Consider the following 25,008-nt stretch of genomic DNA (forward strand, 5'->3'; position numbering starts at 1 on the left):
TTCATAACCCGCTTTTTTAAAGAAAACGAAGCTCTTTTACCGTTTACTCAAAACAGTAAGCTTTATTTTATGCTGTAAATCATTGATTAGTCATCGGTTGTACTCTTTATTTCGTAAGGGTAAGGCGCTGGTTATCAATCAGAAGTTTCCTTTTATTGACAGGTTTACGACTATACAACCGATTACTAACTTGATCATAGGTGTGTTTGGCAACCCGTACGAATACACGTTAATTTGTTCCCAGTTTTACATAAATCGACTGTACAACATGAAAAAATTTCACTTCGCTTTTTTATTAGTTCTTGGCTTGTTAGCCGGAACGCAATCGTTTGCCCAACTCGCCGTTGATAAGGGTACCAAGTTTTTAAATCTTGGTATCGGAGTTGGTGGATACGGGTACTTCTCAGGAAGCGGTATTGGCTTAAATGCCGGTTTAGACGCTGGTATTATCAAAAATGTCACAGTAGGCGGCTTAGTTGGTTACCGATCCTATGGTAGTGGTGTTAACTCATTTGATCTTGGTGTTCGTGGCTCTTATCACTTTAATGAATTACTCCAATTAGGAACCGATAAAGCTGATTTATACGCTGGAGTAGGGCTATCTTATTACCGTATTTCTTATGGAGACTATTATGCAGGTATACCTGGCTTCTCTAATTCGTACAATACAGTATATTTTCTCGGTCATATTGGCGGTCGCTACTTTTTTACTGATAAGATAGGTGGATTTGCTGAGCTTGGTTCAAGCCTGGCAACGCTTAAACTGGGAGTTACTATCAAGTTATAATTTTCAACAAGAATACAAACAATAAGGGCTGTTTCTAACTATTTGAGACAGCCCTTATTGTTTGTATTACTTACTCGCAATTTCCCTCAAACTCGTTACGCCCATATTCCAAAGGATGAACGAGTAAATGTCAGCGGTGGTCTCAATGTTCTTCTTGGTGTTGCTGGCTCCGTGGCCCGAGTTAGTGTCGATACGGATGAGCACCGGGTTTGGCCCTTTGTAGACTTCCTGCAACGTAGCGGCATACTTAAACGAGTGCGCCGGTACAACGCGGTCGTCGTGGTCGGCCGTCGTAATCAACGTAGCTGGATAATTGCGACCCGGTTTTAAGTTCTGAATGGGCGAGTAAGCATACAGCGCTTTGAACTCTTCCGCATTATCTGCGCTACCGTAGTCAGCAATCCAGTTCCAGCCAATGGTGAACTTATGAAACCGTAACATGTCCATCACGCCTACCTGCGGAATGGCCACCCGAAACAACTCGGGCCGCTGATTCATGACCGCACCAACGAGTAGACCTCCATTGGAGCCTCCCTGGATAGCAAGTTTGGCCGAACTGGTATATTTCTGAGCAATCAGGTATTCGGCAGCCGCAATGAAATCGTCGAACACATTCTGCTTCTTGAGCTTCATACCTTGCTCGTGCCATTTTTCGCCGTATTCGCTGCCGCCCCTCAAATTAGCCTGGGCGTAAATACCACCCTGCTCCAGAAATGGAATGCGCAAGGGACTAAAGCTGGGCGGAAGACTAACATTGAAGCCACCGTATCCATATAACAATGTCGGATTGGTACCGTCTAGTTTGATTCCTTTGCGGTACGTAATAAACATGGGTACCTTCGTCCCGTCTTTACTAGTGAAGAATACTTGCTTTGTTTCGTAATCAGTGGGTTTGAAGTCGACCTCCGGCGCACGGAATACGGCACTTTTTCGCGTAGCAATGTCATAGCGATAAATGGTGGGAGGGAAGGTAAACGATGTAAACGTGTAGAATACAAACTTATCATCTTTTTCCCCTCCAAAGCCGCTGGCCGAGCCAATTGCCGGCAGCTGGATTTCATTTTCAGGCTTACCGGTGTAATCAAACACTTGTACCTGCGACGCTACATCTTTCGAGTATTCGACGAACAACTTAGTACCGGCCGCACTAACGCCCCCTTCCGTAATGGGTTCGGGCCGTTCGCCAATAAGCGTCGAAAAGGCCTTTTTCTTTGTATCGAACGCTACTACTTTGCTATTGGGCGCTTTTTCATTAGTCAAAATCAGTAATCGATCGCCGTCATTGTCGACCACGCCATAACTAAAGTCGGTTACGTCGGCTACTACCGGGGCAAACGTTTTCTGACCGCCTTGCGCATCCATGAAAAGTAGCGCGTTACCATCTTTCCCCTGGCCACGGTCACTGATGGATAGTAAAGCAAACCGTTCGTCGTCGGTTGTGCTAACAATGTGAAACCGTTGCGGGTTTTTAGGATCTTCGTACACCAACCGATCCGCCGACTGTGGCGTGTTCAGCTTGTGATAGAACACCTGGTGATTCTCGTTTTTGGCGGCTAGTGCACTACCTTCCGGCTTAGGGTAGCGGCTGTAATAAAAGCCATCGCCCTGCCAAGCAGCTCCCGACACCTTCACCCATTCAATCTTTTCGGGTAAGTACTGCTTCGTGGCCAGATCCATAATCTGATACTCCTGCCAGTCAGAGCCCCCTTTCGAGAGGCCCACAACGGCATACTTCCCGTCTTTCGACAGTGAGAAAGCACCTAGCCGCGTCGTGCCATCGGTAGAGAGTTTATTGGGGTCAATGACCAGCTCAGGTTTGCCGTCAAGACCTTTCTGGCGGTAAAGAACCGATTGGTTTTGCAGGCCATCATTCTTCGAAAAGTAAAACCACTCGCCCTTGCGGCTGGGAGCCGAGTATTTGGGGTAGTTGTATATTTGTTCCAGCCGATCCTGAAACTGCTTTCTGTACGGAATTTGCGATAGGTAATCGAACGTAACCTTGTTTTCGGCCTTGACCCATTCGGCTGTTTCCGCCGAGCGGTCGTCTTCAAGCCATCGATAAGGGTCAGCGACTTGAGTACCGTGGTAATTGTCAACCTGATCGGTTTTGCGCGCTTTAGGGTAGGTAAGCGGGTTGCTGGCCTGGCCCAGGGCTACGGACGAACTCAACATAAGGAGCAGTCGGATAGAGTTAGAAAGATGCATGTTGTTGCGTGTTGATGGCTTTTGAAACGCAATTATCCTACTAATTACGATTCCGCGCCCTGGAAAGACAAGTACGAGAGTAATTATCTGACAGCGCTTGGCTAAGAAGCGCCCTGGAGAATAATATTTAACAACGTTTGTTAGGCAACTTAATAGGATATGTAGTAAATAGGGGGCTCATTTACAGAAGTTTACCATAAAGCATTGGCTGCTCGGCATGCGAACTGTACTCAATCTGTTCACACTAATACTCTCGATGATTGCGCCGACTACGGGTATGTGGGCACAGGCTGCCTACACGAGTAATGCTTCAGCTTTCCGCGTCGATCATATTGGGGTAGGTGAGGGACTCACGCAGGGGTCAGTGTATTACATGCTGAAAGACAGCCGGGGCTTCTTATGGTTCGGTACTCAGGATGGTTTGAATCGGTACGATGGCCATCATTTCCGTACGTATCGCCCAACAGTGGGCGAGCGGGGAGCCGTTCAGCCAGGCTCTATTCGGGGCGTTAACATTTTTGGAATTATTGAAGACCCCGAGGGTAACTTATGGATTGGAACCGAAGAAGGCCTGAACCGGTACGACCGTCGGCATGATCGGTTTGACTGTTTCTTTGCCATTGATTCTAATGGTAAACCTGTTTCTAGTCGGACCCTGCCATTTTTTGTAAATAAAACAGAGCTTTTGTATCTGAGCGATGCAGAAGGCCTCGTGCGGTTTGAGTATAAAAATCGCCACAAAACAGTTTTAGCGTCGTCCCTGCACCCAACAAAGGAATACGATCTACAGAGCTCCACGGTGCGCACCGTCAGCGATGACATCTGGCTCCATGCGCCAACGGGTTTGATGCGCTATAACCTTCGCGACCGTACACTCTCTCATTACTTCAGTAATCATCCCCAAAATCAAGTTGGGGCGGTACAAGCCGTTTTTTCCTTCTACATCGACGCCGATAATATTGCCTGGCTGGGTACTAGTGCCGGATTAATCCGGTTCGACTACCACCAGAAAACCTACCAGACCTACGAAACGGCAGGAGCCAACGCCGTCAGTGCTATCTATAGCCTTGCTCCCGACCAACGCGGGCGGCTTTGGTTAGGTACCCAACACGATGGAGTACTGTATTTTGACAAGCGATCGCGGATGTTTGGTCAGGTGAATGGCTTCACGAACAAATCACGTCGGCTGAATGAGTTTAAGATCAGTAAAGTATACGTTGACGACATGGGTATCATTTGGGCCAATGCTGACCCCGACGGCTTAGCCCGAATCATACCCGACGTGTTTTTGTTCGGTGGAATTACTAAGCGTCAGACGGCTGATACTGAATCGGCTGACCGAAAGCTCAGTAGCTATACTATACGTGGGTTTATGGAAGAGCGGTTTGATCGCCTGTGGCTTATCACAGAAAATGGTATTGACGTCCTGAACCCACGTACCGATCGAATTGTCGAACGACACCTGACAGATCGGCGAAGTAATTTGCCCGGCAATAATCTACTCAAAAGCATTTATCGTGATCCGCAACGGCGTATCTGGGTCGGGACATCGGACGGAGTGCTGGCGTTTGATGAAAAAACTAAGACGTTTAAACCGATCCTGTTCTCGTCGCCGACCAGCTTAGTAGCTGACAACTACGCTCGTAATTTGATTAGTGTCGCTGACACTACCCTGGTTGCTGCGACAGAAGATGGACTTTATTCACTGAATACACGGCAACAGCGCTGGTCAAAACTCTCTTTTTTATCGGGGCTAAACATCTTCAGCCTTTGGTACGATGACCCGACCCGACAGCTTTGGGTGGGTACGTACCTCAATGGGTACTACTGCTACCAATTATCTCCTCAGACTACCCGTAGTAATATAGCTTCGTGGCGGTTGATCAAATCCGGTTTAAAAGGCTACACCGTGCTGCACATTCGACCAGATGCTAACCGGAAGACGATGTGGCTTTCCTGCGATCGGGGGTTGGTGGCGCTTAAGCCGCGAACGGGTCGCTTCACGTTGTATACCGAACGGCAGGGAATGGCCAATTCGTTTGTGTATGGTAGCGTTACAGACGTTCAGAACAACATCTGGATGAGTACAAACCGAGGCATTCTGCGACTTGATCCGAAGACGCAGACCGTAAAAAACTTCACGCTGAACGACGGCCTTCAAGGCTACGAATTCAATGGTAATGCCTTTCTTCGAACGGCTAACGGCGAGCTTTACTTCGGTGGCGTTAACGGGTTCAACCGATTTCGGCCTGACCTATTTCATAGTAGCTTGCACAATCCTTACGTTCATATCTATACGCTTAACGTCAACGAAGAACCATATAAGGCCGATACTTACGTGGGCGAAACAAACCGCATTGAGCTAGATTACAACCAGAATACGGTTTCGCTTGAGTTTGCTGCACTGGATTATTTCAGCAATGGCAATAATGCGTACCAGTATCAGCTCAAGGGATACGATGACCGGTGGGTAGCCGCTGGCCAACGTAACTACGTTCGGTATGCTAACCTACCACCAGGTGAATACACATTTGAAGTGAAAGCTGCCAATCTGGATGGCCATTGGAGTAACCGTATTCGAAGGCTACATATTGAAGTTAAGCCACCATTCTGGCGGAGGCTGCCGTTTCTTGTAATCATAACCTTGTTGCTGGCTGTGGCCGCACTGACCTGGGTACGTCAGCGCGAGCGGGCCATTCGCCATCAGGAAGCTGACCGCTTACGGCTGGCTTACGACATTCAGGAGCAGGTAAAAAAAGATATCGCCCGCGATTTGCACGATGAGATCGGAACCCGCCTGGCAACGATCAAGTTGTATACCAGTCAGTTAACCCAGCAGGCTGGCGAAACGCCTACCATTCTGTCGCTTCGCACCACTATATTTAATTTAATCAATGATACGATTAGCGATGTTCGGAATCTGCTCAGGAAGCTTAACCCACAAACCCTGGAGCAACATGGATACGTAGCTGCCGTCGAAGAGTTGTTCTCACGCATCAACGCGAGTGGAATAATTCACACGCAATTGATTATCAGCAATACCGCGGGCGCAATAGAAACGAACCTATCGGCCACTAGTAGCCGATTTTCGGCAGACACTGAATTGATGTTATACCGGATTACCCAGGAGCTGGTCAGTAATTCGCTCAAACACGCCGAGGCTCAACAGCTTGAACTTCACTTGCTTCAGCAACCTGATCGACTCGTGCTGACGTATTATGACAACGGCCGGGGATTTGATTACGAACGCATCAAGAAGGGTGGAACCGGATTAGGAATCGGCAATATTGAGTCTCGCGTGGACATACTAAATGGTCGGATTACGTGGCAAAGCCAACCGGGTCACGGCGTTCGGGCCACCATTGAGATACCTATCGGTCCGGTTGGTAGGCGAAGCTTTTATGGCGTTCTCACCAACCAGTCGACGTCAAACTAGAGCCGGGTGTGGATCATGTGCTGAGCAGATACGCGGGGAATCAACTCTTTCACATCGTGACGTAATAACATCTCAAACAACAAGACGGTGGCGGCCGCGTCGCCTTGAGCACGATGACGTCCATTCAGCGGAATGTTAAGCGAATGGCAAAGCTTGCCCAAACTGTAGGATGGATGGCCTGGAATCAGTTTGCGGCTTGTCCGGACAGTGCACAAGGTTCTCCGAAAGTAATCGTAACCTAGCCAGCTCAACTCTTTCTTAATAAAGTTGAAGTCAAAGCTGACGTTATGAGCTACGAAAATAGCATCCTGGGTAATGTTCAGGACGTCTTCGGCTATATCGGCAAACACAGGAGCATCGGCCACCATTTCATTGGATATACCTGTCAAATGGCGAATGAATGGCGGAATTGAGCAGCCTGGATTTAACAACGAGTGGAACGAATCAACAACTTGCTGCCCATCGTGGCGGAAGATGGCGATTTCGGTCAGACGAGTGGGACCTTTTACGCCCCCTGTGGTTTCGACGTCAACGATGCAATACACAGCAATAAAGGTACGACTTTAGCGCGAGGCTTGCAACGGCCGGATCTTGATCGGCTGCCGGGCTACGACTCCCTGGCGAACCAGGCGAAGCGTATAATCCAGCACATAGTCGCGGTTCGCCATCAAATCGTCGTAACTGCGGGTTACTGTAAAGTCAGGCTCTACGGTGAAGCCGTTGGCTCGGTCTGGTACAACAGCATGGGTTAACTTCTTCAGCGGAATTCGTACCTGCATACGAGAATTCGGTAGGGTCACCATCTTAAAATGTCCCGCAAAGTCGCCCCAATATGCACTGCCACTGGCTTCGCCAACGAAAGTACCCATGCCGGCATCGAGTGTTTTGGCCAGTACCGAAGTGGTAGCCGAAAACGAAGCACCGTTCATCAAAAAATAAAGATTTCCCTTAAAAGCCATCTGCTTTTTGGGTCGATAACGCCGACGCGATGATCGGCTGGCAAATCCACCAGCAGTGGTGTGTTTGTACTGCAAGCTGAAATTGAGGGCCGAGAATGGGTTCCAACGGGTCACTAGTTCGTTGCGGGCTGCTCCCTTCATCTCTTCATGCTCCATGATGGTGAAGGGTTTGGGCATCCAGTATTGAAGAAGCCGAGCCGAGTTCATAACTATACCGCCACCATTTCCCTGCATGTCGACCACCAGGTTTTGTACATTCTGCTGACGTATTTGCTTGAAGGCTTGTTTCAGCCGCCGGTTAAAGGCCCACTGGAACGGATCGGTTTTTTTCAAACCCATGAATGATGACACACGTAGCACCGCTGTATGCGTTAAGGTGTCAACAACACGCACGGATAGATTAGGCCGGTGATCAATCTCGTTTCGATACCGACGCTGCATAATAGCTCGAAAGCCATGTAGCGTTGGGCAAGCTAAGCGCTTTTGCCGAGTCAGAGTATCCTTAGGGAAACGGTACGTAATTACGATCGAGTCCGAAGAACCATACCACGCGGCATAGTAATCGGCAAACTGCACCAGGCTCCACTGCCGCCGACCGGTCAGGTTATCGCCATCGGAACCTGAGTGGTCATTGTTCATTAATTCATGGTGTAGGTCGGCAACCGTTCGGCCATTAATAGTGAGTAGTTCGGTGCCGCGCCGAAGGCTTGTATCTGGTGATACGTTGTGGCTGATGAAATACTGAGTACCCACCGGTCGGATATAGAACGGTATAAAGCGTGTTTGCTTACTAATAAAATTCTTCCGGTGATTTAAATTCGTATGGCCGTCTTTAAGAGCCGTCACTAACGGACTGACGTGATGAAAAAAGGCCAGATAGTCCATTGGCGCCGTCAAGCGATTGTAGAGCGAGTCATACAACTGTTCCATACGGGCTTGGGGGGTGTAATACCCCATACCCGGGTGGAGGAGGTCAAGCTTACGTTTGAGATAACTAAGGTCAGTACGGGCTTGTTCGGGGGTTAATGTTTGGGCGGGGGAAATCAGGTTACATAGCCCGATTAACAGACCCGTAAATAACAGAATTCGACCAATCTTCATGTTTCACGTCACGGTATGAACCAGCTCTGGAGGCCGGGTATAATTCGTTCGGTGAAGATAAGATTTGGCGCAACTATAATCAATAAAAAATGTTTAAAAGTTTGTTAAAATTCTGTTCTAGCCGATGACTGCATCGCTAAACGTATCAGGCCGTATAACAAAAGCCCACTAGGCCCGAGTATAAAGCACAACACCAGACAGGGTACTAGCCAGCCGTGCCCAATAGAACGAGCCTGCCCATCGCGTAATACGTAGCTACCAGCGACAAGGTCAAACGCGAGGTAATGAATCCATCCTGCCAGAACGGCTTCTTTCTGCCCTGTAAATAACGACTGTACGCCAGCTAGCGTTGAGAACGCCCGGAAGTCAAATCCGGCTGAACCGGTTGATGTTGGTGGAACGGCAAACAGATAATACAGATACATGCCAGCCAAGGCCATCGGAATGGGCAGCATTTGTACCAGAAATTGAGTCACCCGCCAGCGTGGAGCAACAATCATGAAAAGCCACTGCGGCAAAACCAGTAGGTTTGCGTAGGAAAATGCGGTTTCTGGGGTCATAAGTCAGTGTATTAATGTAAATACGTTGTTACAGCGCCCTATGACCCCCGCAATGCTACCGTTAGCTGTCTTTCCGATGAGGAATCACCGTCCAGTGCTTCGCGCCGGGTACATGATCGGCAATAATATCAGCTGCGACGTCCTCTAGATTCTCTTCGTTGGTCGTAAAGAACAAGCTGTACGGATGGTCGCCATTTTGAGTAGTCCTTACTTCGAAATATTCATTATGGTGCTCAATAGCGTGCTTTTCGACAAGTTGGTACTGTGCCATGACCAGAAAATTAGTTAGGTAATCATAACCTGGTTTTCGGGCCGATGGTTATCCGAGCGTCGTAATCAAAATGGCACCCACAACCATAATACTGGCTCCAATCAGTTTACGTAATATACCTTGTTCATTGAAAAAGTGATGGCCGAAAAGAACGCTGACTAAGGCTGAGGTTTGGAATAAAGCTAGCGCGTAGCCAACCTGCATATGAGCCAAAGCAACGTTACTGGCTACTTGGGTAATGCCAACGGTCAGAAACAAAGCCAAGTAAACAAATTTTTGCGAAACTAGCAGCTTGGCCTGGCGTTGCCATTGATGACGTAATGTAAACACAACCCAGATGAGCGTAAAGGCAAAACCAAACAAACACCAGTAAAAGAAAGCAATCATAGGTGTTGAAAGGAGGATGGCCTTCTTTAGAAAGGCACCGTCAACAGCTGAACATACTAAAGCGGCAAGACGTAATTTCACTTCAGGTTGTTGAATGATGCGCCACGAGAACCGTCTGTGATCTATTGAGGTCCTAGCGGTAAGAACGACATAACTACCCCATACAATAAGTACAACGCCCACCAGACCCCACATGCTCGGCATCTCATTTAACAAAAAGATACCTATAACAAGCCCGACAATTGACTTATAAGCATTTATTGGACCTAAAACTGATAGATCGCCGATTTGTAACGCCTTTACTAGAAACACATTACCCAGCATAGCAAACAGGCCAACAAGTAACATGGTTGCCCAGAATACCGTTGGCAAACCGCTAAACTTTAACTGTTGCCCAAAAGGTAGACAAGCCAGCGCCAGAAATCCGTAAGTGGCTGAAATAATGAACAAGGGGTGTGCCGTTCGCTGAGCCAACTGCTTCTGAAAAACGTTAGACAACGGATTAGCCACAATACGGATGATAACCGCAATAGCCGTTACGGATACGATAACAGTGAGCATACCTGGCAAAGATGTTACGTGTCCTTCTAACAAGGTGGTTTAAAACATTAGACATTGCAAGTTTGTAATGACAAATACATCGCGAATCTACCTGATTACTAAGCAAATTTTTAGTGATCACTTTCTTGATTCACAAACGTTTTGTACCTTTGCGGTCTTATTTTTAAACCGGGCCGCCGGAGTAGAGGAGGTACGAGGTGAACGAACTACGTGCATACGACATTAATATCGTTGGGCTGGACAGCAAGCGCTACGAATATGACTTTACGTCTGACGACGCGTTTTTTGCCGCGTTGGATCAGCCGCTAATTGAAAAGGGCCATGTTCGGACCCATCTGGTGCTGGACAAGTCCGAAACGATGATTCGGCTGGACTTCCATATCACGGGTACTGTTGAGCAAACCTGCGATCGGAGTCTGGATTGCTACGACGAAGAGGTGGATACGCAGCAGACCATGCTCTTGAAGTTTGGCGATCATAACGAAGAGTTAAGCGATGAGATAGAACTCATTGAACGTAGCACGGCGACCGTTAATGTTGCCCGCTACATCTTTGAATTTATCAGTCTTTCGCTGCCTATGAAGCGACTTCATCCCAGGTTTCGGGATGAGGACGACCAGGACGATGAGTCGAATGGTAAGCTAATCTATCAGTCTGATCCAGGCACTGAAGCGGGTAGTGACGAACAACAGCAAGATATCGATCCGCGTTGGGCAGCCTTACGGAAATTAAATGACAATTAAATTTAGTTATAGAGCTATACAAGTTTAACCGCCTGTTAACTCTCATAACTGCACAACACTAGAACTATATAACTTTAAGACTAAATCATGGCACACCCCAAACGACGCCACTCTAGCACCCGACGCGATAAGCGCAGAACGCACTATAAGGCTACGGCCGTAACTTTATCAACAGACGCACAAACCGGCGAAGTACACGAGCGTCACCATGCTCACGTTTTCGAGGGTAACCTGTTTTACAAAGGCCAAATGATCGTTGAGAACTACGCCAAAACGGCTTAATTATCATTGATTTACAAAAAGTATTTCACCGACGTCTTTCTGAAGATGAACGTGAAATACTTTTTTATTGCGGGCTACCTCTCTATTTTTACGCGTATTTTTTTGCAGACCAGTCTAGCTGGGAGGTATTGAACAAACGGAGTCAATGAAAATTGCAGTGGACGCAATGGGTGGCGATTTCGCTCCCGAAGCAATTGTGGAAGGAGTCATGATGGCCGCTGCTGCATTGCCGGAAGGTGTAACTATTGTCTTGATTGGCAAACAGTCTGTTGTCCAGGAATTAGTCAATAAACACAAGACAGAAACAGTTTCTAACGTTGAGCTGGTCAATGCCGACGATGTTATTGAAATGAGTGAGCACCCCACCAAAGCTCTCTCTCAGAAGCCCAATTCCAGTATCGGAGTTGGGTTTAAACTTTTGAAAGATGCTCAGGTACAAGCGTTTTGCAGCGCGGGTAATACCGGGGCTATGCACGTCGGGGCGCTATTCAGTATCAAAGCCATCGAAGGTGTTCTTCGGCCTTGTATTGCAGGCTTTGTGCCGCAAATTACAGGTGGCCACGCAGTAATGCTCGACATTGGTGCTAATGCTGACTGTAAGCCTGAAATGTTGTGTCAGTTTGGGGAGATCGGCTCTATTTACGCCCAATATACGTTTGGCATTGAGCGCCCTCGTGTGGCCTTAATGAATATTGGTTCTGAAGAACAAAAAGGATCACTTGTCGCTCAGGCTGCTCATCAGCTCTTGAAGGATAGCCGCCGGATCAACTTTGTTGGTAATATTGAAGGAGGAGACTTTTTTGCCGGAAAGACTGATGTCATTGTTACCGATGGTTTTACGGGCAACACGATGTTTAAGCTGGGAGAGTCGTTCCATTCGATAGCTACCCAGCGAGGTCTCAGCGATGAGTTTATCGATAAAACTAATTATGAATCCGTAGGTGGCAGTCCAATTTTGGGGGTTAACGGCAACGTAATTATTGCACACGGTATTTCATCGCCATTGGCCATAAAAAATATGATTGGTTTGGCCATCCGACAGGTTGAGTCTGACGCCTACACTAAAATTGCACAGGTCCTGGCCTGAGCCAGATTACTGTGTTTAACTGATCGTGTCGAATAGGCACGTACACCACCGACTTATGAGTAAAGCTGCCATCACTGGAATTTACGGCTACGTGCCCGACTACGTGTTGACCAACGCTGAATTGGAACGTATGGTGGATACGAATGACGAATGGATTACCACCCGAACAGGTATTAAGGAACGTCATATTCTGAAGGGTGAGGGAATGGGTTCGTCGCATATGGGAGCGAAAGCAGTGGCGGGGCTACTTGAAAAAACGAACACTAAACCAGAAGAAGTAGATCTGCTCATTTGTGCTACTACTACACCTGACTACGTGTTTCCCTGCACGGCGAACCTGATTTGTGACATGGTGGGTATCCGCAATGTCGGTAGTTTCGATATTCAGGCCGCCTGCTCCGGATTTTTGTATGCCATGACAGTCGGCTCACAATTCATCGAAACTGGTAAATACCAGAGAGTAGTTATCGTTGGAGCCGATAAAATGTCAGCGATAACGGATTACACTGATCGTACCACCTGTGTTTTGTTCGGCGATGGTGCCGGGGCGGTATTACTGGAGCCTAACAGCGACGGATTGGGAATTTTAGATTCTATCATCCGGTCAGATGGTGTTGGGCAAAATCACTTGTTTCAGAAAGCAGGGGGAAGTCGCTATCCGCCCACGCATGAAACTGTTGAAAAGCGCTGGCACTACGTCTATCAAGATGGTCCTTCGGTATTTAAATTCGCGGTTAAGAATATGGCCGATGTTTCGGCCGAGATTATGGAGCGTAATCAGCTGGCTGGTAACGACGTTGCCTGGCTGGTGCCGCACCAAGCCAACAAACGGATCATCGACGCTACGGCAAACCGGATGGGGATCAACGCTGACAAGGTCATGATGAACATTCACAAGTACGGCAACACTACAGCTGCCACAATACCACTGTGTTTGTTCGATTACGAGTCGAAATTGAATAAAGGCGACAATTTAGTACTTGCTGCTTTCGGTGGAGGTTTCACCTGGGGCGCTGCCTACGTGAAGTGGGCTTATTAACTGATTTTAGATTTACGATGTACGGTATGCGATTTTGCTGGCAGCCGTCTCGTAAATCGTAGTTTATAAATCGTAAATCAATACATGGCAACGACCGCAGACATCCGAAACGGACTGGTCCTTAACTTCAACAACGACCTCTTTCAAATCACGGAGTTTCAACACGTGAAGCCCGGTAAAGGCGCGGCTTTCGTGCGCACAAAGCTTAAAAGCCTGACCACTGGCCGGGTTATTGATAATACTTTTAACTCTGGCGTAACGATTTATCCGGTTCGGGTAGAACGCCGTAAGTTTCAGTTTCTCTATAAAGACGAGACTGGTTATAACTTTATGGACCAGGAGTCGTTTGATCAAATTAATATCGATGAGAAGCTCGTTGAGGGTGCCGACCTGATGAAAGAAGGTCAGGAGGTTGAAATTTTGATCAACGCCGAAAACGAAACTCCTCTATCGTGCGAATTACCACCGTTCGTTGAATTGGAGGTGACCTATGCCGAGCCAGGTATTAAAGGAGATACGGCAAACAGCCCTAAAAAGCGGGTTGAAGTAGAGTCAGGTGCTAAAATAATGGTGCCGCTTTTCATTGAATCTGGGGAAAAAATTCGGGTCGATACCCGCACACGTGAATACGTTGAACGAGTGAAATGAGTATTTGAATGATGAATTATAAGTGATGAATTGACACGTTTCATTCATTGTTTTGATGATGAACTATTCATCCTTCATAATTCATCCTTCATCAGTCAAAAGCTATGGATACAAAAGACATACAGCAACTTATTGACTTCATCTCGCAGTCGGGTTTAGATGAGGTAAACATCGAGACGAGTGATCTCAAGATCAGCGTTAAGCGATATGGCTCGGGGGCACCCGTTGCCGCAGCTCCGGCACCAGTAGCAGCCGCTCCTATCATTGTGGCCGCACCGCCAGCTGCTGAGGCTACGTCTGCTCCTATCCAGCCGGTGGCCTCTACCCCAGCCACCCCTAAAGCAGAGACGTCAAATTATATTACAATTAAGTCACCGATGATCGGGACGTTCTACCGGTCGTCCAGCCCTGACACGCCGTCGCTTGTAGAAGTTGGCGACAGTGTGTCAGAAGGCAAAGTAGTCTGCATCATCGAAGCCATGAAGTTGTTTAACGAGATCGAATCCGAGGTGTCGGGTCGTATCGTGAAGGTGCTTGTCGAAAACGCCACCCCCGTGGAGTACGACCAGCCTCTGTTTTTAGTAGAACCTATTTAATGAGCGAAAGAGCGAATGAGTGAAAGAGTGAATGAGCGGCTCAGCCCCCTTACTTTACTCTTTCACTCATTCGCTCTTTCACTCTTTCACTCATTATGTTCAAGAAAATTCTTATTGCCAACCGGGGTGAAATCGCGTTACGTATTATTCGCACGTGTCGCGAAATGGGCATCAAAACGGTCGCTATTTATTCAACAGCCGATCGGGATAGCCTGCACGTGCGTTTTGCCGATGAGGCTGTCTGTATCGGGCCGCCCACCAGTAAGCTATCGTACCTGAGTATCCCGAACATAATTTCGGCAGCCGAAGTGACTGGAGCTGATGCTATTCACCCAGGTTACGGTTTTTTATCCGAAAACGCCGAATTTTCCCAAATTTGCTCTGATTACGGCATTAAATTCATCGGAGCAACAGCCGAGCAAATTAACGGCATGGGTGATAAAGCTACGGCTAAAGCCACTATGAAAGCGGCTGGGGTGCCGGTTATTCCGGGTTCTGATGGACTGCTTGAGTCCGTTGAGCAGGGCAAACGGTTGTCGGCCGAAATGGGCTATCCGGTTATTGTAAAGGCAACAGCCGGAGGAGGTGGACGCGGTATGCGGATTGTGCGCTCGGAAGATGATTTCGAGAAAGCCTGGAACGACGCTCGTACAGAAGCCGGAGCCGCCTTCGGTAACGACGGATTATATCTGGAGAAATACGTTGAAGAACCTCGCCATATTGAAATTCAGATCGTAGGTGATCAATACGGTAAAGTCTGCCACCTGTCAGAACGTGATTGCTCCATTCAGCGTCGGCATCAGAAATTGGTCGAAGAGACCCCTTCGCCGATCGTTTCGCCCGAACTTCGCGAACAAATGGGCGAAGCGGCTATTAAAGGCGCGCAAGCTATTGGTTACGAAGGAGCAGGTACCATTGAATTCCTGGTTGACAAGCACGGGAAGTTCTATTTCATGGAGATGAACACCCGTATTCAGGTCGAACACCCGATCACCGAAGAGGTAACGGATTTTGACCTCATTAAAGAGCAAATAAAAGTGGCCGCTGGCGCCGAGATTTCGGGACGTAACTATACCCCGAAACTGTACGCAATGGAATGCCGTATCAACGCCGAAGATCCGGCTAATGGCTTCCGCCCGTCGCCCGGTAAGATCACGGTATTGCACATGCCGGGTGGGCACGGCGTTCGGGTAGACAGTCACGTCTATGCAGGCTATACCATTCCGCCAAATTATGATTCGATGATTGCTAAGCTGATTGTATCGGGGCAATCGCGGGAGGAAGTGATTACCCGCATGAAGCGGGCCTTGCAGGAGTTCGTAATTGAAGGAATTAAAACCACGATTCCGTTCCATATCAAGCTGATGGACGATCCGAAATTCAGATCAGGTCAGTTTACAACGGCCTTTCTAGAGACGTTTGACTTCTCGAAACTGTAAGCTCCTGTCTAGTTTAGATCAACAGAAAATGCCATCCTTTAACCAGGGGTGGCATTTTCTGTTGGTAAGTGCTTAAACGGGGCGGTCGTGAGGGTCAGGGGCTGGTATAAACGAGAGCGGTTTGGCTTTGCATAACAAATAACACGTATTGCTTAAGCCTAACCTCTACATGAATCACCTTGCCACCGCTGACTATGTTGTTTTCTTTATTTATCTGGTAATTGTCGTTGGGTATGGTTACTGGGTGTATCAACGCAAACGAGCGAAGCAGGTTGACACGCACGATTTTTTTCTGGCCGAGGGTTCGCTGACCTGGTGGGCAATCGGTGCTTCGTTGATTGCGTCGAATATTTCGGCAGAGCACTTTATCGGTATGGCCGGGTCTGGGTTTGCTATGGGATTGGCTATCTCATCCTATGAGTGGATTGCGGCTGCTACGTTGGTAATCGTTGCAGTATTTTTCATTCCTATCTACCTACGGAACCATATTTACACGATGCCGCAATTTCTGGCACAGCGGTATAGCGATACGGTCAGTACAATTCTGGCAGTGTTCTGGTTGGTTGTCTATGTTCTGGTCAATCTAACGTCTATTTTGTATCTGGGGGCTATTGCTATTGAGTCACTGGCTGGCGTGTCGTTTACAACCTGTACAATTGGACTGGCCGTTTTTGCTATTTTCATTACGTTAGGCGGTATGAAAGTAATCGGCTACACAGACGTGATTCAAGTGGTTGTGCTGATTATCGGAGGCTTGGTAGTAACGTATCTTGCCCTACAGTTAGTAGCAGAGCAAACCGGAACTACGGGTGTTTGGAACGGTATGCTGGCGTTACGTGAACAAGCTGATAGCCATTTTCATATGTATTTTAGTAAAGGCCAGCCGCACTATGATGCGTTGCCGGGCATGTCGTTGGTGTTGGGTGGTATGTGGATTAACAACTTGTCGTATTGGGGGTGTAATCAGTACATTGTGCAGCGGGCATTGGGGGCTGATTTAAAGACGGCCCGGAGCGGTATTCTGTTTGCTGCCTTCTTGAAGTTAATGATTCCGTTAATCGTCGTCATTCCGGGTATTGCGGCTTACGTATTGTACCAAAGCGGCCCGTTTCGAGCGGCTATGACCGATGCTTCGGGGGTAGTGAAGCCGGACCATGCTTACCCAGTGTTAATGAATCTTTTGCCTGTCGGCATGAAAGGCCTGGCTTTTGCGGCCCTGACAGCGGCTGTGGTGGCCTCACTAGCCGGAAAGTGCAACTCTATATCAACCATTTTCACCCTCGATATTTACAAGAAGTTCGTCGATAAGAATGCGTCTGAACAAAAGCTGGTCAATGTAGGGCGCTGGGCGGTTGTTGTATCGTTTGTTATTGCCATTGTTCTGGCACCAATGCTCCGATCGTTAGACCAAGTATATCAGTATATTCAGGAGTACACCAACTTTCTTACACCGGGTGTATTTGCCATCTTTCTGCTAGGATTTTTCTGGAAACGGGCTACAAACCGAGCCGCACTAACAGTGGCTATTCTGACTATCCCATTGTCAACCTTGTTCAAATTCTTGCCAGAAGTGATGCAGTTGGTGAATGTTCAAATTGATCCCATTCCGTTTTTACATCGAACGACCTGGGTGTTCTGCATTGATATCGCCTTAATGATAATGATATCACTTACGGATTCGATTCGGGTAAAAGGATTGATTGTTGATCGGAGCATGTTCCGGGTATCACCTTCGTTTGTGACAGGATCGGTTTTCATTTTTGGCATATTAGCCGTGTTGTATTCCATGTTCTGGTAAGCTGTTTTGCCGGATTAAGGTGGCCAAATGAACAAATAGTAATTTTAACAGGTTGGTTATTAAATTTTTAGCTAGGTTTACTTTATAAAAACGAATCATTCGTGTATGACTGCTTTCAACGCCCCTGAACTCAATCCCCTTGCCAGCCTTGAGCAGTGGGAAGACGATCTGTTAGTGCGCTATCCGGAGCCGGAACACAAAGCCAAAGAAGAGTATCGTAACTACGACAATCCAGAGCGCGATACGGTGCGTGAGTTCTACCGGCTCAATCACAAGTACCAAACGTATGACTTTGTGCTAGATAAGAAACGTGAGTTTCTGGCTTTCGACAAGAAAGAACTGCCGGTTTGGGGCGCGATGGAGTTTTTGAATACACTAGTGGACGATTCGGACCCTGATACGGATCTGGACCAGCTTCAACACCTGTTGCAAACCGCCGAAGCCATTCGCGCGGACGGCCATCCAGACTGGTTTGTGTTAACCGGGTTCTTACACGATATGGGGAAGGTACTTTGTCTCTTCGGCGAGCCGCAGTGGGCGGTCGTGGGCGATACGTTCCCTGTAGGCTGCCAGCATTCAGACAAAATTGTTTACCCTGAGTACTTCGCTAATAACCCCGACAGTCAGGACGAGCGTTACAACACAAAATATGGCGTGTACGAGCCTAACTGTGGGCTACGTAATGTGCACATGTCCTGGGGTCATGACGAGTACCTGTACCACATCACGAAGGATTATTTACCGGAGCCAGCACTTTATATGATTCGGTACCACTCGTTTTATTCTCAACACCGGGAGGAGGCTTATAACCACCTCATGGACGAGCACGATCATGAAATGTTCAAATGGGTACGGAAGTTCAATCCGTATGATCTGTACTCAAAAAGCCCAAAGCCACCGGTGGTGAGCGAATTAAAACCTTACTACGAAGACCTGATTGCTAAGTACCTGCCCGCAACGGTACGGTTATAATATTCTCTAAACGCAGAGAAGCAGAGGTTGCGCAGAGATCGCGGAGAAATTGCTCTGTGCTCTCCGCGCAACCTCTGCTTCTCTGCGTTTAACCTTATACCTATGCTCCTCCTCTTCATAGCCATCTATCTTCTCTCAAACGTAGCCGTCGGGGCATGGGCGGCTCGGCGGGTGAGTACTTCACAAGACTTTGTGCTGGCTGGGCGACGATTGCCATTGGTGCTGGCGGCTTCGGTTACGTTTGCGACCTGGTTTGGCTCCGAGACGATCATGGGCGCACCGGCTATGTTTGTAGAAGGGGGCATTCCGGCCGTAATAGAGGAGCCGTTTGGCTCTGCGCTGTGCTTGTTTCTGGTCGGAGCGTTTTTTGCGCGTCCACTCTACCGGCTTAACATCACTACGTTCTGCGATTATTTTAAAATACGATTCGGGCGATCGGCGGAGTTACTGTCGGCCGTGATGATTATTCCATCATATTTTAGCTGGATTGCGGCTCAGCTGGTGGCCATTGGCATTGTGCTAAGCGTTGTGACGGATGTTCCTCGTGAATATTGCATACTGTTTAGTGCCACTATTGTTATGGCGTATACATTGCTAGGCGGCATGTGGTCTATTTCTGTTACGGATTTCTTTCATAACCTGATTATCATCATAGCCCTGGCGGTACTCGCCGTTTTGCTTTGGAATCAGGTAGGAGGCTGGGAGACTATCCAACGACGGACGCCGGAAGGATTCTTTCGCTTTTTGCCAAAACCGACGCTTAAGGACTGGATTGAATACGTTGCTGCCTGGTTCACCATTGGGCTGGGGTCGATACCTCAGCAAGATATTTTTCAGCGAGTGATGGCGGCTAAAACGGAAAATACGTCCGTACGAGCGTCGTATCTGGCCTCCGGCATGTACCTAACGATTGCCATGTTGCCCTTATTTATTGCATTAAGTGCTAAGCTGCTGCATCCCGACCTACCTAAAGATAATCAGCTTATCATTCCCAATATGGTGATGCGGCATGGCAGCCTGCCGCTACAAGTTTTGTTTTTCGGGGCGGTTACGTCGGCGATTCTAAGCGTATCGAGTGGGGCGATTCTGGCACCGGCAACCGTATTTGGCGAAAACATCGTTAAATTCTTTCGCCCAGAGTTGACCGACCGAGAGTTGTTACGAACGATTCGTTGGGCGGTCGTCTTGATTACAATTATCTGCGTCTGGATGAGTACCGCCCGTGATACCAATATTTTCGACCTCGTTGGTGAATCATCGGCGTTTAGTTTAGTCTCATTATTCGTACCGCTGACAGCTGGCATCTACTGGAAGCGATCGAACTTAGCGGGTTGTTTGTGGTCGATGGGAATCGGGTTAGTCGTTTGGCTGGTCTGTCTTTGGTTGGATACTGATTACTCACCGATGATGTGGGGGCTGCTGGCCAGTACAGTGGGGATGGTCGGAGGGAGTTTGTTTAGTCGGGTTAAACAACTAGAACCTGCCTAAGCCTTAGCCAAAATACTGCTGCTCTATTCGACCAATATAGCCCAGGTAGGTTGCGCTGGTAAACCACGGTTGAATTTTGGCTCCGATGTTTGGGTATAAGTTTAGTTCATGTAATTGCGAAACGGGCTTCCATACAAACTCCAGGGCAGTCGTTTCGGCGGGGTTAAGGGCTGCCTCACCCTGTAAATTGCGGGCCGCAAAAACCACGTGTAATACATCATCGTTACGTTCTGACAAAAGCATTTCACCCGCCAGAATCATCTCGCCAATATCAACGGATACGCCTAGTTCTTCTTTTATCTCACGGACGACCGTTTGGGTTAGAATTTCTCCGCGTTCAGGATTACCACCTGGGAGAGCAAATACATTTTGCCCACCGTATGAATAACGCATCAATAACACTTCGGTCTGGTTGGCGTGCTGACGCCAGATAAGGGCAGAAGGACGGACTTTCATAAGAGCAATATATAAAAAAGCCATCTTCCGGGTTAAAGAAGACGGCTTGCGTAAACCTTATAAGTCTTGAAGGCCTATAAGGTTTATACTTTAATTCAGATCGCGGGTAGTTTCAAACAGGAACCAGGTGCGCTGCTCGGTTTCATCAATAAAATTCTCCAGAAGGCTGGCCGTAGCTACGTCCTGTGCATCATCGGCTACTTGATGAGCATCCCGCATGTTTTTAGCCATCCGCTTATTTTCGGCAACCAGATCGAGAAGCATATCCTTGGGAGCAACAAAGTCTTCATCATTGTCCTTCACGCGTTGTAACTGCGCAATATGTGCTACGGACCGGATTGTATTCCCACCAATCTTGCGAACCCGTTCGGCCAGTGGATCAATGGTTGCAAAGATCTGGGCAGCCTGCTCATCCAGCAACAAGTGATAATCGCGGAAGTGCCGACCTGATACATGCCAATGGTAATTCTTAGTCTTGATATACAAAGCAAATGCATCGGCTACGAGGCAGTTCAGGGCTTCAGTGACCTTGTCCCGGCCTTTCTCCTCTAAATCAGAAGGAGTATCCAAGGCCTCAATGTGCTTAGTTACGTTCATAGGAGTACGTTTGTAGTGATTAGAATTTAACCCTAGAAAAACACCGTCGAACGTATATTGTTTATTAAAACCGCGCCAGGACTTTCTCGGATACTGTTTGGCCGATGGATAAGGACGATGTTGCAGCTGGCGAAGGTGCGTTAACAACATTAATCGCTTTATCGGTTTCTAAAATAGCGAAGTCGTCCAGCAGGCCGCCTGTGCGGTCGCAGGCTTGCGCCCGTACCCCTGCGCCCCCCTCTTCGAGATCCGCTTCCTGGACTTCAGGAATCAGTTCTTGCAAGGCTTTGGTAAAGGCTGATTTGGAAAATGAGCGGTACATTTCGCCTAAACCCGTTTGCCAGTATTTAGCCGCTACCTTCTGGAAACCAGGCCATGACAACGTTTCGTACAGCTCTTTCAGGTTTACATCCGACTTGGCGTAACCTTCTCGCTGGAAAGCTAACACGGCATTGGGCCCCGCTTCGACACCGCCGTGAATCATTCGGGTGAAGTGAACGCCCAGAAATGGGAAATTCGGGTCAGGTACCGGATATATCAGATTCTTGACCAGATACTGCTTCTCCGGGCGAATCTTGTAGTACTCACCCCGAAACGGTACGATGCGGACATCAACAGCTTCGCGCTGGGTTAACTGGGCAATCTTGTCGGAGTATAAACCCGCACAGTTAACAACCAGCCTGGTCTCGTAGCGGTTTTTGTTTGTGACAACAATGCTCAGGCTCGTGCCAGCCGTTACTTGTTCAACACGCTCGGCGAGCCGAATTTCTCCACCCAGCGCCTGAAACTTCTCGGCGTATTTTTCGGAAACCTGCTTGTAATCAATAATGCCCGTTTGCGGTACAAACATACCTGCCACGCCGTTGACATGCGGCTCAATTTCTCGCATTTCGGCCAACGACAATTTCTTCAAACCTGTCAGGCCGTTGAGTTGTCCGCGTTCATAGAGCGTTTCCAACTGCGGCAACTCTTCCTGCTTGGTTGCTACTACTATTTTACCGCAAAGGTCGTAGGGAATACCCTCGGCATCACAAAATTCGAGCAGCATATGGTACCCCCGGATGCAGTTGGTGGCTTTCAGGCTACCCGGCTTGTAGTATAACCCAGAGTGAATAACCCCACTGTTATGGCCTGTCTGATGGCGGGCAACAGTTGGCTCTTTATCAATCAGAACGACCTTAAGGGCGGGTCGTTGTTGCTTAAGTTGCAAAGCGGTAGCCAATCCGACGATGCCTCCGCCAATAATGATTACGTCTGTCATACCAATTCGCGAAAATGCGAACAACAAAGGTACGGCCTAACCGCTGTTTATCAGTAAAAAAGGGCGTAACGAATTGCTCGTTACGCCCACACCTTTAGCTGCTGTTGTCACGCATCTCGAACAAGCATAACAAGTATGATTTGTTTAAGGCGCGAGTGATCTAAAAGACGCAGAAACCATAAATAAAAGCGGTCTATTGGGATGAATGGCCGTTTTTGCAACACAAGTGGTCTACCGTAACTGGTCCTCAATCCATTCCAGACCTCGTCCATACAGAGCGTGGGCGAACCGGACTCGGTTGTCGAAGTCATCGTTTGAGGTGTAACCTACGTTCAAAAACTGCTTAACGAGCTTAGCATTGTCAGTAGCCGAAGGCTGCTCGTACTGGGTATCAACGTCGGTCCGGAAGGAAGCAAAAGCGGGCGAGTCACCTTCAAAATGTTGATAAAATAAATGGCCACGTGGTGTTCGAACGGCGCACAGAATACCACTTGCCCGGCTGGTCGACGGAGCCAGACTTCCTTCTAAGCCACGTTTTAGCACGATAGCTGCGTCGAAACCTGCCAGCATGGCCAGTTCGGCCATCTTCATCTGATATGTGATGTGAAAAACAGACGTGACCAGTATGCGGGCGTGGCAGGGGTTCAATACCTTTTCGAGGGTAGCCAGGAAGGGGCGCTTAATCGCGATACGCCGACGATCAACCCAGCGGTTTAGGGCGGAAGAGAGCGCTTTTTGGTCCAATACCCAGCCGTATTGCTCTAAAGGCGTATCAAGCTCGTGATTGCTCTGCAAAAACTGGCAGCCCATGTGCATATACAAATCCAGCGCATTCAGGGTAAACTTTGGTCCACCTGATCGTCCAACCACCGACACGGCTCCGTAACCACGCTTCTGAAAAAACTGTGCTAATAAAGGGGTAATAAGATAGCTGTTTTCAACACCGTCGAAAGGCTCCGCAAGTTGCACCAATGGTCGATCGGCACAACTAATGGGGCCAAATCCAGGCGAGAATGTACTTTCAGCAGCTTTCATCAAGCCGTGGTACTCCTCGTTGCTCTCGTGCCGCACGCGCATGATGCTCACGGCCAGTCCACGGAAGGTTTCGCAATCGCCTTGCCCAAACAAATAATCACCGAGCTGATGCGCTTCGCTCACTTGCAGGTTATGTCCCCGGACTAGTTTCGTCGCAATGGGGTGCAGCCGAACGGGTAAATCGGGACAAACTTTATTGATAAAAAATGTCGGATGGGAAAACGCCCCCTTACCGATTACGTCTTCCAGCGTTCTTTCTTCGGGGGTGGGGCCCTTAGCGATCAATGCGCCCAGGAAAGCTCCTCGTTGTAATGGATGTGTGTCCGGGTTGAGTAAAGCGGCCCGGCATTCGGCAAGTAAATCCGGTGGAAGTGGTTTACTGCCATATTTACCAATACCAATATACTTAATTCCCCGACCAAGTGGTGTATCGGTAGGGGCGTCCAGAATCAGGCTAGCAATCGACATGGAGGAAGGTATTACGTATATAAGTAAAAGTAGGTACAATTAGACTACCTACTTATATCCGGCATGGCTAAAACAGACTTGTTATACCCTGGTAGCCAGTTGGGTTACTGGCTGACAACACGGCTGCTAAGCTTGTAGGCTAAATTTACTAGCTGACGGGCTACTAAGGCTAATTTGTACAGCTTAGACAATACATAGTCTGTTGTGTATCAGCATATAAATTTTTGTTTAGTTGTTATCTTTAATGACGTTACCGTTGCGGAGAAACCAGTAAAGTCTAAAATCGTTACAAGTAAGGTGGATATCGGCGGAAAGCGTAAATTATCTAATGTAAGCTATACCGTTGAGGGCCTTTCAGTAAGCCCTTGAAAGATGAAACGAATGGCTGTGAGAGAAAATATCATGTAACACAGTGTTTACGCTTTAAGGACTTTGGTTGTTAGATTGCCTATGAAACCCAAACAGAAAGGGAGTTGGCTTTTGTATCAAAATTTCTGACTCGTTACTGAAAGTAAATATAATACATTAGTTTTATTTTGTTTATATGTACCTGCGCAAAATATACTTTTAGGTAAAGTTGAAATTAAAAAACAAGTTTAAAGTTGCTATTTTTAGCATGTCATGTTTGAGTGGCGATAGCTAACGTAACAGTGGCTGTATACTATTCTGTTAAAACACACAGCCGTGCTGAGCCGAATCATTCACTTGCTTATACGTAACATACTAAGTGCAGGTGAAGTTAGTGTACGTGGAAGTAACACATAAGCCACTAAACTGTGTATTGTCAGCCAAGATATAACCCCAACGAGTAAACGCCGTCGTCAGTCAATTG

General features: G+C 47.9%; 22 protein-coding genes. 12 read left to right on the plus strand and 10 right to left on the minus strand.

Going from position 1 to position 25,008, the window contains the following annotated elements; all coding sequences use genetic code 11:
- Positions 1-268 precede the first annotated feature (268 nt).
- Positions 269-787, plus strand: a complete 519-nt coding sequence (locus tag ACFSUS_RS24155) for a hypothetical protein (protein WP_381526695.1) — start codon at positions 269-271, stop codon at positions 785-787.
- 66 nt (positions 788-853) lie between these two features.
- Here ACFSUS_RS24155 and ACFSUS_RS24160 read toward each other — a convergent pair whose 3' ends face one another.
- Complete coding sequence (locus ACFSUS_RS24160; protein WP_381526697.1) at positions 854-2,992, minus strand: prolyl oligopeptidase family serine peptidase; 2,139 nt, start codon at positions 2,990-2,992, stop codon at positions 854-856.
- Positions 2,993-3,209: 217 nt separating this feature from the next.
- On the opposite strand from ACFSUS_RS24160, the gene ACFSUS_RS24165 reads away from it, so the two are divergent.
- Positions 3,210-6,428, plus strand: a complete 3,219-nt coding sequence (locus ACFSUS_RS24165) for a ligand-binding sensor domain-containing protein (RefSeq protein WP_381526699.1) — start codon at positions 3,210-3,212, stop codon at positions 6,426-6,428.
- Here ACFSUS_RS24165 and ACFSUS_RS24170 read toward each other — a convergent pair.
- From ACFSUS_RS24170 to ACFSUS_RS24190, 5 genes are all read right to left on the minus strand, one after another.
- Positions 6,425-6,973, minus strand: coding sequence for a 3'-5' exonuclease (locus tag ACFSUS_RS24170; protein WP_381526701.1), 549 nt, complete (start codon positions 6,971-6,973; stop codon positions 6,425-6,427). The genes ACFSUS_RS24165 and ACFSUS_RS24170 overlap by 4 nt on opposite strands.
- An 18-nt stretch (positions 6,974-6,991) precedes the next feature.
- Positions 6,992-8,488 (minus strand): S41 family peptidase, encoded by a 1,497-nt coding sequence (locus tag ACFSUS_RS24175; RefSeq protein ID WP_381526703.1) that lies wholly within the window; start codon positions 8,486-8,488, stop codon positions 6,992-6,994.
- 104 nt (positions 8,489-8,592) lie between these two features.
- Positions 8,593-9,048: an ABA4-like family protein gene (locus tag ACFSUS_RS24180; RefSeq protein ID WP_381526705.1), complete on the minus strand. Its 456-nt coding sequence runs from the start codon at positions 9,046-9,048 to the stop codon at positions 8,593-8,595.
- A 61-nt stretch (positions 9,049-9,109) separates the two neighbouring features.
- Entirely contained in the window at positions 9,110-9,319 is a 210-nt protein-coding gene (locus ACFSUS_RS24185; RefSeq protein ID WP_381526707.1) for a hypothetical protein, read from the minus strand.
- A gap of 48 nt (positions 9,320-9,367) precedes the next feature.
- Complete coding sequence (locus tag ACFSUS_RS24190) at positions 9,368-10,267, minus strand: EamA family transporter (RefSeq protein ID WP_381526709.1); 900 nt, start codon at positions 10,265-10,267, stop codon at positions 9,368-9,370.
- Positions 10,268-10,464: 197 nt separating this feature from the next.
- Between ACFSUS_RS24190 and ACFSUS_RS24195 the strand changes: the two genes are divergently transcribed.
- From ACFSUS_RS24195 to ACFSUS_RS24240, 10 genes are all read left to right on the plus strand, one after another.
- The gene (locus ACFSUS_RS24195; protein WP_381526711.1) at positions 10,465-11,010 is read left to right on the plus strand and encodes a YceD family protein; all 546 of its coding nucleotides are present in this window, start codon (positions 10,465-10,467) and stop codon (positions 11,008-11,010) included.
- Positions 11,011-11,097: 87 nt separating this feature from the next.
- On the plus strand, positions 11,098-11,292 hold the full coding sequence (gene rpmF / locus ACFSUS_RS24200) for a 50S ribosomal protein L32 (RefSeq protein WP_080237764.1): 195 nt from the start codon (positions 11,098-11,100) through the stop codon (positions 11,290-11,292).
- Positions 11,293-11,437: 145 nt separating this feature from the next.
- A complete protein-coding gene (plsX, locus tag ACFSUS_RS24205) occupies positions 11,438-12,379 on the plus strand; it encodes a phosphate acyltransferase PlsX (RefSeq protein ID WP_381526713.1) in 942 nt (313 codons plus the stop codon).
- A 55-nt stretch (positions 12,380-12,434) separates the two neighbouring features.
- Positions 12,435-13,418: a beta-ketoacyl-ACP synthase III gene (locus ACFSUS_RS24210; RefSeq protein ID WP_381526714.1), complete on the plus strand. Its 984-nt coding sequence runs from the start codon at positions 12,435-12,437 to the stop codon at positions 13,416-13,418.
- 84 nt (positions 13,419-13,502) lie between these two features.
- Entirely contained in the window at positions 13,503-14,066 is a 564-nt protein-coding gene (gene efp, locus ACFSUS_RS24215; RefSeq protein WP_381526716.1) for an elongation factor P, read from the plus strand.
- A gap of 104 nt (positions 14,067-14,170) precedes the next feature.
- Positions 14,171-14,662: an acetyl-CoA carboxylase biotin carboxyl carrier protein gene (gene accB / locus ACFSUS_RS24220; RefSeq protein ID WP_381526718.1), complete on the plus strand. Its 492-nt coding sequence runs from the start codon at positions 14,171-14,173 to the stop codon at positions 14,660-14,662.
- 95 nt (positions 14,663-14,757) lie between these two features.
- On the plus strand, positions 14,758-16,101 hold the full coding sequence (gene accC / locus ACFSUS_RS24225) for an acetyl-CoA carboxylase biotin carboxylase subunit (RefSeq protein ID WP_381526720.1): 1,344 nt from the start codon (positions 14,758-14,760) through the stop codon (positions 16,099-16,101).
- Positions 16,102-16,270: 169 nt separating this feature from the next.
- Positions 16,271-17,899 (plus strand): sodium/sugar symporter, encoded by a 1,629-nt coding sequence (locus tag ACFSUS_RS24230; protein ID WP_381526722.1) that lies wholly within the window; start codon positions 16,271-16,273, stop codon positions 17,897-17,899.
- 105 nt (positions 17,900-18,004) lie between these two features.
- Positions 18,005-18,871 carry an inositol oxygenase family protein gene (locus tag ACFSUS_RS24235; RefSeq protein WP_381526724.1) on the plus strand — a complete coding sequence of 289 codons (867 nt, stop codon included), beginning with the start codon at positions 18,005-18,007 and terminating at the stop codon, positions 18,869-18,871.
- 102 nt (positions 18,872-18,973) lie between these two features.
- Complete coding sequence (locus ACFSUS_RS24240) at positions 18,974-20,359, plus strand: sodium:solute symporter family protein (protein ID WP_381526726.1); 1,386 nt, start codon at positions 18,974-18,976, stop codon at positions 20,357-20,359.
- 3 nt (positions 20,360-20,362) lie between these two features.
- Here ACFSUS_RS24240 and ACFSUS_RS24245 read toward each other — a convergent pair whose 3' ends face one another.
- The 4 genes from ACFSUS_RS24245 to ACFSUS_RS24260 form a co-directional block, all read right to left on the minus strand.
- On the minus strand, positions 20,363-20,815 hold the full coding sequence (locus ACFSUS_RS24245; RefSeq protein WP_381526728.1) for an NUDIX hydrolase: 453 nt from the start codon (positions 20,813-20,815) through the stop codon (positions 20,363-20,365).
- A gap of 90 nt (positions 20,816-20,905) precedes the next feature.
- Entirely contained in the window at positions 20,906-21,412 is a 507-nt protein-coding gene (locus ACFSUS_RS24250) for a Dps family protein (RefSeq protein WP_381526730.1), read from the minus strand.
- Between the two features lie 64 nt (positions 21,413-21,476).
- The gene (gene lhgO, locus ACFSUS_RS24255) at positions 21,477-22,673 is read right to left on the minus strand and encodes an L-2-hydroxyglutarate oxidase (protein WP_381526732.1); all 1,197 of its coding nucleotides are present in this window, start codon (positions 22,671-22,673) and stop codon (positions 21,477-21,479) included.
- 231 nt (positions 22,674-22,904) lie between these two features.
- Positions 22,905-24,176 (minus strand): anthranilate phosphoribosyltransferase, encoded by a 1,272-nt coding sequence (locus ACFSUS_RS24260; RefSeq protein WP_381526734.1) that lies wholly within the window; start codon positions 24,174-24,176, stop codon positions 22,905-22,907.
- Between the last annotated feature and the right edge of the window lie 832 nt (positions 24,177-25,008).

It is taken from the genome of Spirosoma soli, assembly GCF_042684525.1.
Taxonomy (GTDB): domain Bacteria; phylum Bacteroidota; class Bacteroidia; order Cytophagales; family Spirosomataceae; genus Spirosoma; species Spirosoma soli.